Here is a 9,243-nt window from a genome sequence, read left to right as displayed (position 1 = left end):
CAGCGGCGTATGGACCGAACCGGTCGATGTCGACTTCGCGACGCTGCAAGGCATTGGGGGATCGTCCAACAACATCGGAGGATTGCTGGACACCGGTGCGGCCATTGTCACGGTGGACGAGCGAGGCCACTATCTCGATGACGTCACCCCCGCCTCGACGCTGCGAGCCCTGGTGACGCCTCGCGGCGGCGAACCACTCGCGGATGACACATTGGATTAGCCGCGTGGTCGCAACCGGCTAACGAAGCCCCGTTTACATCTACATTTCGATAAAATCAACTCGTCCACTACGGTTTCTGCGGGACTCGTTGCCTCGTCCTCTACGGTTTCTGCACGAAAGTCTTGGCGACTTTCGCTACGCATGCAAACGCCGACGCAATTAGAATTTGCGAGGCGTTACTGCTGCTTGCACTCGACTTGGCAAACCTTGGATACGCAAGAAGCCTTCGGCGTCGTCTTGGTCATAGGTTCCGCCGCCTTCCATCGTTGCGATGTCTTCGTCGTACAAGCTGTTGGGGCTGGTACGCGAATCGACGATGATGTTGCCCTTGTAGAGTTTCAGCGTCACGTCACCGGTCACTGGTTTTTGCGATTCACGCATGAACGCCATCAACGCGTCCATCTTTGGCGTGTACCAGAATCCGTAGTAAACCATTTCGGCGACTTCGGGGGCCATGCGATCACGCAAGTGCATCAAGTCACGGTCCATCGACAACTGCTCGATGTACATGTGTGCGTCGTACAACACGGTCATGCCAGGCGATTCGTAAACACCGCGGCTCTTCATCCCGACGAAACGATTTTCGACCATGTCGATGCGGCCGACGCCGTTGCGTCCGGCGATTTCGTTCAGCCCTTCGACCATTTCCAAGGCACTGACGGCTTTTCCGTTCAGCTTGGTTGGCACGCCCGACTCGAATCCGATCGTAACCGACTCGGCTTTGTCCGGAGCTTCTTGAGGGCTGACGCCCATGCCGAAATCAACGATCTCGACACCGTTGACGTCCAACTCTTCGAGCTTGCCCGCTTCGTAGCTGATGTGCAGCACGTTCTCATCGCTGCTGTACGGTTTGGCGGTCGAAGCTTTGACCGGGATGTTCTTTTCGTTGCAGTAGGCGATCAACTCGGTGCGTCCAGGGAACGCGTCGCGGAATTCTTTGATTCGCCAAGGAGCGATCATCTTGATGCTCGGGTCGATCGCATCGGCAGCCAGTTGGAAACGGCATTGGTCGTTGCCCTTGCCTGTTGCCCCGTGAGCGTAGGCGGTCGCACCGACCTCGTGAGCCACATCGATGCACACCTTGCTGATCAAGGGGCGAGCGATCGAGGTGCCGAGCAGATAGATGCCTTCGTATTTGGCTTGCCATCCGAGCACGGGGAAGGCGAAATCACGACACAATTCTTCGCGAACATCGACGATCCGTGACGACTTGGCACCACAGTCGCGGGCTTTTTGCAACGTCGCTTCGCGATCTTCACAAGGTTGTCCGAGGTCGACGTAGACCGCGTGCACCTCATAGCCTTGGTCTTGAAGCCAACCGAGAATGACCGAAGTATCTAAACCGCCCGAGTAAGCAAGTACGCAGCTTTTCATTAGGATGTTATCCACCGAGAATGCAAGAACCGAAGAAACGATGTTCGTCAACGAGCACCAATTTGAATTTTGATTCCCCTGGACTGCAACCGCCCATGCCCCACGACTCTTCGCAGCTTTCGCAATCCGACCGCCCTGCCCTGCCCCAACCGCCGAGCCCGGCGGCTTCAATTTCACCGGAAATTGCCGCATTAATCGCAGGCGTAGCCGCGGGATCCACGTCGGTGGCCGAGGCCATTTCGGCACTTCAAATCGCAAAGATCGGCTCGGCTCAAAATGCTCACTTCGGCAGCGAAGCTGAAAAAACGGCGGTCATCGACGGCGCCACGGTCGATCTCGGGCGACGACGACGGTGCGGTTTCGGTGAAGTGATCTATGGCGAAGGCAAAGATTTCGAACTGATCGCCCGCATCATCGACTCGCAAATCGCAGATGTGCAAACGTCGCTGGTGACCCGCGTCCACCCCGAGATAGCAGAGAAATTAAAATTACGGTTTCCTCACAGCCACCATCATGCACTGGGACGCACCTTCCGTACTCACCTCGCTACCGAAGCCCCCTGCCCTGCCCCGATTGATCCCAACGAACGCTCATTTCATGTTGCCGTGGTCACCGCAGGCAGCACCGATGCGGCGGTGGCAGCCGAGGCGATCGAGACATTGACTTGGATGGGGGTCGCCGTTCGCGTCTTTACCGACATCGGCGTCGCCGGGCCGCAACGTCTAATCCACGCCCTACCCGAGCTTCGAAAAGCGTCCGCTGCCATCGTGATCGCTGGCATGGAAGGTGCCCTGCCCCCCGTGGTCGCGGGCCATTTGTCGATCCCGATCTTCGCGGTCCCCACCAGCGTGGGCTACGGAGCGACGTTGGGCGGATTGACCCCGCTACTGGGCATGCTCAGCAGTTGTGCGGCAAACGTTGCGGTGGTCAACATCGACGCCGGATTCAAAGGGGGCTATTTGGCGGGAACGATCATCCGCCAACTCGAATACGCCCAAGAACATTCGCTCCACAACGAAACTTCGCCCCACAAGGAATCGCCATGAGCCACCCGCCCCCCGCATCGTTTCCCAAACGCGAGCAAGATTCGCATAAAGGCAACTTCGGCCGCGTGCTGTTGTGCGGTGGTTCGCGAGGCATGGCGGGATCGATCGCGTTATCGTCGATCGCGGCGCTACACACAGGGTCGGGCTTGGTTTCCGCCGCGGTTCCCGATCGATGCTTGGAAACCGTTGCCACATTCCATCCCTGCTTGATGACGATCCCCTTGGCGGATGCATCACGAGGCCACTTCGCCACCGCTGCGGCCGATGAACTCGCCTCGCGTCTGGACAGCTTGGATGCAATTGGATGTGGTCCTGGGATGACAACGAACGAGGGATCGATGCAAATCGTTCGCCGGTTGCTGGAGCCCACCAAACTGGCTCGTGTTTTTGACGCTGACGCGCTCAACTGCCTAGCCAAAATGGACTGGGCCGAGCAGGATCCGGTCTCGTCCGCAACCTCGCAATCAAGCAGCGACGTTTCCAACGACATCGTCCTGACGCCTCACCCAGGCGAATTGGGACGATTGACCGGCGTGACGACGAAGGACCGCGACTTACAAATCGAAGCGGCTCAAAAATTAGCGGCCCACCACAATGTCACCATCGTGGTCAAAGGAGGCCCGACAGTCGTGGTCGATGCGACGCAAACCTGGACCAATTCGACGGGCAACCCTGGGATGGCAACGGCGGGCTCAGGCGATGTGTTGACGGGCGTGATCACATCGCTGCTGGGGCAAGGAATGCCGCCTTGGGACGCCGCACGATTGGGGGTTTGGATCCACGGGGCGGCCGGCGATCGAGCCGCTGAGGAATATGGGCAAGCCGGAATGAGTGCATATGAGCTGCTGGTGGAATTACCAAAAGTGATAGCGGCCTTCGATTCCTGAGCAAAGTCAGGCATAATGTCCGATCGCGGTACGGCCGAATGGTGACTCCCCTGCCCTGCCCCGCACTTTGTTCAACGCGACGCCTCCCTTTCCTGACCGATTCTGACACGTGACGAAAATCCTCCCGCTTGCCGAAGTGACTGATGCAGTTCGCGGCGGCGTGATCAGCATCGGGAATTTTGACGGCGTCCATCGAGGCCACGCGGCGTTGATTCGCCAAGCCCGGGAAATGGCCGACCGCATGGCGGGCCCCGTGGTGGCGGTCGTACTGGATCCGCACCCCGCTGCAATCCTGCGTCCCGACCGTGTGCCGCCGAAATTGACCTGGATCGAGCGGCGCGCCGAATTGCTCTCGCAAATTGACACCGACTTTCTGGTGGTCGTGCCAACGAACCAGGCGTTTTTGAACCTTTCGGCCGCACAGTTTTTTGAATCGCTGGTCAAGGAAACCTTGTCGGCCAAAGGCATTGTCGAAGGCCCGAATTTCTTTTTTGGCCGTGGACGCGAAGGCAATATCGAAACGTTGCAAACGCTCTGTGACGAAGCCGAGATCGAATTAGCGATCGCAGATTCGAGCATCGACAACGACGCGATGATCAGCAGCACGCGAATTCGCCAGCAACTCGAAGCGGGCAATCTCGAAGCGGCGGTGCAAATGTTGGGGCATCCCCACCAGATCCGTGGGCGAGTGGTTCGCGGCGATGGACGCGGAGCTGGCATCGGCTTTCCGACTGCCAATCTTAGCGAAATCGACGTCCTCGTCCCCGCTGTTGGCGTTTATGGGGGCTATGCGATCCATGATGGCGGCCGCTATCCCGCAGCGATTCATATCGGCCCCAACCCGACCTTCAATAATCGCAGCGAACGGAAAGTCGAAGTCCATTTGATGGACTACACTGGGGATCTTTACGACCAAACGCTGCAGGTTGACTTTGTCAGTCGAGTGCGCGACATTGCCCGCTTCGAGTCGGCTGACGCCTTGGTCGCTCAGCTGCAATTGGACATCGCCTCGGTGCGAACGTCCCTTGGAAAAATCGAAAACGGCAAAATTGAAAACGCCAAATCCGAAAACAATACGAATCTCAAGTAACCGAAAGTAAAGCCAGATGGGTGTTCAGTGGAAAGCCTTTGTTGATCAGATTAGCCACTACGAATCGTTCGTGCTTGTCAGTCACATTCGCCCCGATTGCGATGCGTTGGGCAGCGAACTGGGGATGGCCGAGGTGCTGCGAACGATTGGCAAAAAAGTGCGAATCATCAACGCTCACCGCACCCCCGCGGCACTGCAATTCCTCGACCCCGCCAGCAACATTGAGGTCTTGGGCGACGATGTGGAAGCCGAAGACATTTCGGCCGATTGCATCATGATTCTCGACACCAGTGCCTGGGCACAGCTCGGTGACATGGGCGATGTCATCCGCAGCTCTCGCGCCGACAAGATCGTGCTAGACCACCACGTGGGCGAAGACGAGCTCGGCGCGACGATGTACAAGGATTACCAAGCCGAAGCGGCCGGCCATCTTGTCGTGCAAGCCGCCGATGCATTGGGCGTTCCATTGACTCGCAGCATGTCAGTTCCCTTGTTCGCCGCAATCGCCACCGACACAGGATGGTTCCGGTTCGGCAGCGTCACGCCTGAAACCTACCGCGTTGTTGCGCGTTTGGTCGACGCGGGCGTCGTTCCTAGCGAAGTCTACTCGGATCTTTACGAGCGTGACACGCTGGGCCGACTGCGTCTTCGCGGGCTGATCTTGTCACGAACGCAATCGGAACTCGACGGTGCACTGATGCACACCCATGTCGAAAAGGAAGACTTTGCCAAAGTCGGCGCTGAACCCAATGACACCGAAGACGCCATCAACTTGACGTTGGCGGTGCAAGGCACCAAGGCAGCGGTGATCTTTGTCGGGCAAATCCGAGGCGGCTTCAAACTGAGCTTCCGCAGCCGATGCGGGATGGACTGCAACGAAGTGGCTCGAAAGTTTGGCGGCGGCGGCCACAAGGCGGCAGCCGGCGGATTTCTCGAAGGTACGCTCGACGACGTTCGCGGACGTGTGTTGCCGGTCGTCATCGAAGCCGTCGAAAAAGCACTCGCGGCCGAGTAAGAAGCTCGCGACCGGTAAGAATCCGGCAGCGATCTGAACAACGCTTGTCCTGGAACTTGTTTCAGAACAAGCGAAAGTCCGCGGCGGATGCTCCCTGCGGCATCACGCTCGCTTCATCAATCAACAAGCCGCTAATCGCGGCTCGGATCGACAACCGGGCCGCTATTTCAAGTAGAAACCGCTGAGTGACCAGCCATCTTTTTCGGTCACAATGTAATTGCCACCTTCGGGAAGGTGCTTTTCGATTTCTGACAGCGGTGGCAGTTTATCGGTCTTGATCGGTTCTACCTCATCCCCGTTTTCGTCTTTGAACACGCGGCGAATGATGGTTGCTAGGATCGTGTCGCTGTCTTTCAGCTTTCCCGTTCGCAGCAATTCGTATTTCACGCGGAGCGAGACACTGGTGCGTGCGATCCGGCTGAGCGAAACACGTTCGGCCCCAAGATCCTTTAGGGCGTCGACGACTCGAACCACCTCAGGCAGCTTGGCAAATCCGCCATCCTGTCCACTGTGAATTCGCTTGGCCGTCTCGATCAACAAATCGGGATGGCTCGAGAACATCAGGTAAGAATTCCCATTCGCTCCGTTTTCATCGACCACCGCAATGGCCCAATGATCCAACAGCGGCGGAGCCTGCTCGACCGTCTCTTCGTCAAATCCCAAGTCGCCGAAGACATCGGCTTCAAAGGAGATATCTGATTCACTGCCACGTTGAACCCGCCACACTTCGACGCCTGGCAACACGTCCAGCTTGCTGGCGTCAGGTTCGACTTCCATCGCCTTACGAACGGCGAGCTTGATCGCATCGGCGTTCTTCAAACGGACCGAAACTAACATTCGCTCCGAGTTTATCTCCGCTGGCAATGTGTTGTCGGTCAACAAGATCACTTCGTCTCCCAAGGCGGGCAAGACATTGTTTTTCAGATCGATTTGCGGCCCGTCGGTATCGTCGCGAATCCCTTCAATCATCGGTGCAAAAATGTCATCGCCAAAGGCTTCGTTGATCATCGATTCGGATGCCCAAAATGCATCCGCGATCTTCAACCGGACCTGGCTTACCGTTCCTGTGTCCTTGCCAACCCAACTTGGAACCGGATCCAAGCCCGCGTTGAAGAAGGACAACATCCTTGCCGCTTTCTCATACTTGCTCGGCTGGTCGGTGGTGGGTGGAGCCAGAACAAAACCGCGATGCAAAATGTCGTAACGGTCACCCGCGATCGCCAAAATGCCGCCAGCCGCCTTGATTGCATCAAAACCTTGGTTTTCCAGCAGCTTCAAAATGTCGACTTGGTTGCCACGATCCACTTGGAAGGTTTCACGCAGAATGCGGCCCATCTGAATTGGGCGAGCAAACCATTCGCCCGCCACCGTGCTGTGCCCTTTGGTGAACGGATCCTGCATCGCTCGACTGGACCGCGTCAGCACGTCACGGAACTCCACAGATTCGCTAATCGAAGGGCTCTTCATTTCACCCGCAATCGCGTCGAGCACTCCCGTGACCACGGTGTCACGATCCGAGGCAATGATGCGTGTATCATCCAGCGTGATGGCGATCTGTTCAATCTTCAGCTGCCCCGGCTTGGGCTTGGTGGTGTAAACGCGAATCGTTTGACCGCGATATTCGACGTCATTGCGAGTTGCCCCGCCGGTCTTCAGATCCTGATCGATCTTATCGACTGCCGCGTCGGCTTTGTTACGGAGCCCGCGGATGTCGGCGATCACGCACATCGAAAAGGGACGTCGTTTGTCTTTCGGGAATGGCAACCAAGCCACGACCGCTTCGCCAGAGGCGATATCGTACAGATCTTGAGGTTTCAGTCCGACGCGGTTGTCGAGCGAATCGAGATAGTTTTCGGCGCGTTCACGCTGAGCATCGATGAAGGGCTGCATCGCTGGATCATCAAACAGCTGCCCAATGTGTGTTTTATCCCACGCACGACAAAAATCAGGCACGTCGGGAACACGAACCAAACCTGCCAACGAATCGGGCAACAGCTTGATCGCGGGCACGTACCCAGCTGCGGCGCCCCCTGCTCCGCCATTCGCTGCGGCGGCATTGGCCCCCACGCCATCGGCCGAGTTTTCAGTCGCATCTTGAGCACGGACCGTGTTGCCACAAAATCCAAGCGTAATGACGAATAAAAACAGGAAGGGAGCGACGCGTGAAGGGGAAGCGTAGGCTAGGCTGTACATTCAGTATCCGGTCTCTAAGACTTCTCTGGGAACAGGAGGTGTGAGCAGCCTGCAAGTCCAGCCGCCCGACAACCCGTATGTTATCGAACTCGATTTCGCCCCGAAACGCCGGCTAGGCAACTTATGAGGACAAAATCGACTCTTTACCGAAATTCTTAGTGAACAGAAATGCGGCAACTCGCTGCAGACATCCCCCCGAAATAGGGCCACAACCCTCATAGACACAGTGTCCCCCCCAAGCAAAGACATCGCTCGAGAAGCGAGCCTTGGCGGTTTGCTTCAGTCACCGTGCAGATCACGCCGAATGCATCGACCGATGCGTCAAAGGAGTGGTTTTCTTAGCGGCGCGGCGCGAGCCGCCCGTGAAATTTCGAACGTTTTACTCGCTGCAACCGGGCAGCTGGCGCTGCACCACTGCCCAAAGTAGATGGCATTGGGCTGGCGCCGGCAGCGGCACCAAAGCAGACAGCAACCACCCCGCCACGGAACTAGTCCGGCTGTTTCGGCTCGTGTGTCTCAAACGTGGTGCGACGACTCTGCTTTGCCCTTCGTGTCACCTCGACCGCTTCGTTGTACAGTACGCGTTGCGACTGAAACGCCCCCTTGCCCTTCTTGTCCGACTGCCCCCGATCGTACAACCCAGTTGGCAGCATTCGCCACGCATTGGTGTTGTCTTTGAAATAGGTTCGCAACACATGCAGCAGCCGTTCGCGGGAGGCGGGGTCCATCACGGGCACAAACAACTCGACACGGCGGTCGAGGTTTCGCGGCATCCAATCCGCACTGCTGATAAAGAGTTCATCATCGCCGCCATGCCGAAAATAGACGATCCGAGCATGCTCGAGGAATCGATCAACGATCGAGATCACTTCGATGTTCTCACTCAATCCCTTCACGCCTGGCTTCAAACAGCAGACGCCACGGATGTTCAAACGAACCCGCACCCCGGCTTGGCTGGCTCGATACAACGCATCAATGACCTGGGTGTCCACCAACGAATTGAGTTTCGCGACGATCTCTCCTTTCTGGCCTTCGAGACAACGCCGCGTCTCGGCTTCGATCAGGTCGAGGATTCGTTTTCGCAGAGTGATCGGCGCCGCGGCCAGCAACTGCAATTGCTGAGGCTGGCTCGCACCGGTCACGGCATTGAAGAACGTGGTCGCATCGGCGCCGAGTGTATCGTTGCATGTCAACAATGACACATCACTATAGATATTCGCGGTCGCCTCGTTGTAATTCCCCGTGCCAAAATGCAGGTAGCGTACGATCCCCTGCGGCTCGCGGCGAACGATAATGCAAACCTTGGCATGCGTCTTTAGCCCACGAATGCCATAGATCACCTGGACGCCGGCCTGTTCCATTTCGCGAGCCCATTCGATATTCCGGGCCTCATCAAAACGTGCCTTTAGCTCCACGAT

The 9,243-nt window shown here is 57.3% G+C and carries 6 protein-coding genes and 2 pseudogenes; 5 read left to right on the top strand and 3 right to left on the bottom strand.

Translation table 11 applies throughout. From position 1 onward, the window contains the following. Positions 1 to 220 (top strand): annotated as a pseudogene (locus tag ABX962_RS21390) (hypothetical protein); the annotation flags it as partial. A 159-nt stretch (positions 221 to 379) separates the two neighbouring features. Here ABX962_RS21390 and ABX962_RS21385 read toward each other — a convergent pair. Then, on the bottom strand, positions 380 to 1,594 hold the full coding sequence (locus ABX962_RS21385) for an argininosuccinate synthase (RefSeq protein ID WP_339939567.1): 1,215 nt from the start codon (positions 1,592 to 1,594) through the stop codon (positions 380 to 382). Positions 1,595 to 1,689: 95 nt separating this feature from the next. On the opposite strand from ABX962_RS21385, the gene larB reads away from it, so the two are divergent. The 4 genes from larB (at position 1,690) to ABX962_RS21365 (ending at position 5,632) form a co-directional block, all read left to right on the top strand. After that, positions 1,690 to 2,640, top strand: a complete 951-nt coding sequence (gene larB / locus ABX962_RS21380; RefSeq protein ID WP_372722131.1) for a nickel pincer cofactor biosynthesis protein LarB — start codon at positions 1,690 to 1,692, stop codon at positions 2,638 to 2,640. Next, positions 2,637 to 3,527, top strand: coding sequence for an NAD(P)H-hydrate dehydratase (locus tag ABX962_RS21375; protein WP_372722129.1), 891 nt, complete (start codon positions 2,637 to 2,639; stop codon positions 3,525 to 3,527). Before larB ends, ABX962_RS21375 begins: the two co-directional genes overlap by 4 nt. A 109-nt stretch (positions 3,528 to 3,636) precedes the next feature. Further along, positions 3,637 to 4,617, top strand: coding sequence for a bifunctional riboflavin kinase/FAD synthetase (locus tag ABX962_RS21370; RefSeq protein WP_372722127.1), 981 nt, complete (start codon positions 3,637 to 3,639; stop codon positions 4,615 to 4,617). Between the two features lie 16 nt (positions 4,618 to 4,633). Then, positions 4,634 to 5,632, top strand: coding sequence for a bifunctional oligoribonuclease/PAP phosphatase NrnA (locus tag ABX962_RS21365; RefSeq protein WP_372722125.1), 999 nt, complete (start codon positions 4,634 to 4,636; stop codon positions 5,630 to 5,632). A 162-nt stretch (positions 5,633 to 5,794) separates the two neighbouring features. Here the strand turns inward: ABX962_RS21365 and ABX962_RS21360 are convergent, their stop codons facing one another. Together ABX962_RS21360 and ABX962_RS21355 are read right to left on the bottom strand one after the other, a co-directional pair. Next, positions 5,795 to 7,825 carry a membrane or secreted protein gene (locus ABX962_RS21360; RefSeq protein ID WP_372722123.1) on the bottom strand — a complete coding sequence of 677 codons (2,031 nt, stop codon included), beginning with the start codon at positions 7,823 to 7,825 and terminating at the stop codon, positions 5,795 to 5,797. 488 nt (positions 7,826 to 8,313) lie between these two features. After that, a pseudogene (locus tag ABX962_RS21355) lies at positions 8,314 to 9,243 on the bottom strand (RNA degradosome polyphosphate kinase); the annotation flags it as partial.

It is taken from the genome of Novipirellula sp., assembly GCF_041583735.1.
Taxonomy (GTDB): domain Bacteria; phylum Planctomycetota; class Planctomycetia; order Pirellulales; family Pirellulaceae; genus Novipirellula.
This window is presented reverse-complemented; position numbering and strand designations above follow the sequence as displayed.

What these genes read in the sequence shown, in the direction of transcription:
- ABX962_RS21365 (WP_372722125.1), top strand. Translation starts at nt 4,634, where the DNA reads ATGGGTGTTCAGTGGAAAGCCTTTGTTGATCAGATTAGCCACTACGAA.
- ABX962_RS21360 (WP_372722123.1), bottom strand. Translation starts at nt 7,825, where the DNA reads ATGTACAGCCTAGCCTACGCTTCCCCTTCACGCGTCGCTCCCTTCCTG.
- larB (WP_372722131.1), top strand. Translation starts at nt 1,690, where the DNA reads ATGCCCCACGACTCTTCGCAGCTTTCGCAATCCGACCGCCCTGCCCTG.
- ABX962_RS21385 (WP_339939567.1), bottom strand. Translation starts at nt 1,594, where the DNA reads ATGAAAAGCTGCGTACTTGCTTACTCGGGCGGTTTAGATACTTCGGTC.
- ABX962_RS21375 (WP_372722129.1), top strand. Translation starts at nt 2,637, where the DNA reads ATGAGCCACCCGCCCCCCGCATCGTTTCCCAAACGCGAGCAAGATTCG.